Origin of the sequence: Streptococcus mitis, from assembly GCF_047459985.1 — a bacterium.
Lineage (GTDB): Bacteria > Bacillota > Bacilli > Lactobacillales > Streptococcaceae > Streptococcus > Streptococcus mitis_DZ.
This window is the reverse complement of the sequence record NZ_JASHHD010000034.1, coordinates 1-1,577: the sequence shown is the minus strand read 5'-3', so window position 1 is coordinate 1,577 and position 1,577 is coordinate 1. Positions and strand designations below refer to the sequence as shown.

General features: G+C 41.0%; 4 tRNA genes and 1 pseudogene. 1 reads left to right on the top strand and 4 read right to left on the bottom strand.

What is annotated here, in order from left to right:
• A pseudogene (locus QM959_RS09485) lies at positions 1-1,094 on the top strand (transposase); the annotation flags it as partial.
• 66 nt (positions 1,095-1,160) lie between these two features.
• On the opposite strand, the gene QM959_RS09480 reads toward QM959_RS09485, so the two are convergent.
• The 4 genes from QM959_RS09480 to QM959_RS09465 form a co-directional block, all read right to left on the bottom strand.
• Positions 1,161-1,248, bottom strand: a tRNA-Ser gene (locus QM959_RS09480).
• A 6-nt stretch (positions 1,249-1,254) separates the two neighbouring features.
• Positions 1,255-1,328, bottom strand: a tRNA-Ile gene (locus QM959_RS09475).
• Between the two features lie 34 nt (positions 1,329-1,362).
• Positions 1,363-1,433 (bottom strand) — tRNA-Gly (locus tag QM959_RS09470).
• Between the two features lie 20 nt (positions 1,434-1,453).
• Positions 1,454-1,526, bottom strand: a tRNA-Phe gene (locus tag QM959_RS09465).
• Positions 1,527-1,577: the final 51 nt, after the last annotated feature.

The following is a 1,577-nucleotide window of genomic DNA, read 5'->3' as shown; positions in this document are numbered from 1 at the left end:
GTCGTTTTAAGTGCTATCAGTGCTTGAAAATGATGGTAGCTGAGACTTCCCTCGTCCAGAAGAATCACCAAATCCCTCGTATCATCAACCAAAAAATTGCTCAAAAGTTGATTGAAAAAACTTCTATGACCGATATTACCCATCAACTTTCCATCTCAACTTCAACTGTTATTCGCAAGCTCAATGACTTTCACTTTAAGCATGATTTTTCTCATCTTCTGAAGATTATGACTTGGGACGTTGAAACAGTCAGGGGAGTGACTGTTTCAATCGGAAGATGAAGATGTGCTTCATTGCACAAGATTTTGAAAAGCTCAATATCATCACTGTTCTTGAAGGAAGAACACAAGCTATCATCCGGAATCACTTTCTTAAATATGATAGAGTCGTTCGTTGTCAGGTGAAAATTATTACTATGGATATGTTTAGTCCTTATTATGACTTGGCTAAACAGCTTCGCTTTCGAATTTCTAGACTCAGGCTGAAACAGTCTCCCAGACTGTTTCACTCCTGAATTCAAAAATTGTACTTGATCGCTTTCACCCTTCCTTCATCTAAGCCGTGCTATGAGTCGTGTGCGTGTTCAAATCATGAATAAGTTTGAGCGAAAGTCTCATGAATACAAGGCTATCAAGCGATATTGGAAACTCATCCAACAGGATAGTCCTAAACTCAGCGATAAACGTTTTTATCGCCCTACTTTTCGTATGCACTTGACGAATAAGGAGATTCTAGACAAGCTTTTGAGCTATTCAGAAGACTTGAAACACCACTGTGATCTCTATCAGATCTTGCTTTTTCACTTTCAGAATAAGGAGCCTGACAGATTTTTCGGACTCATTGAGGACAATCTAAAGCAGATTCATCCTCTTTTTCAGACTGTCTTTAAGACATTTCTCAAAGACAAAGAAAAAATCGTCAATGCCCTTCAGTTACCCTATTCCAACGCAAAATTAGAAGCGACCAATAATCTCATCAAGCTTATCAAGCGTAATGCCTTTGGTTTTCGGAACTTTGAAAACTTCAAAAAACGGATTTTTATCGCTCTGAACATCAAAAAAGAAAGGACGAAATTTGTCCTTTCTAGATCTTAGCTTTTCTTCAACCCACTACAGTTGACAAAGAGCCAAAAAAAAGAGAGTTATAAACTCTCATTAAAACGGAGAATAAGGGATTCGAACCCTTGCGCCAGTTACCCGACCTAACGATTTAGCAAACCGTCCTCTTCAGCCTCTTGAGTAATTCTCCTATTAATGGGCACGAGTGGACTCGAACCACCGACCTCACGCTTATCAGGCGTGCGCTCTAACCACCTGAGCTACGCGCCCAAGTTAAAAACTTGGTAATTTGAACAAAGTTCAAAGCGGGTGACGAGAATCGAACTCGCGACAACAGCTTGGAAGGCTGTAGTTTTACCACTAAACTACACCCGCATACACACTATAAGTAAAAATGGCGCGAGACGGAATCGAACCGCCGACACATGGAGCTTCAATCCATTGCTCTACCAACTGAGCTACCGAGCCTTATTGCGGGAGCAGGATTTGAACCTACGACCTTCGGGTTATGAGCCCGAC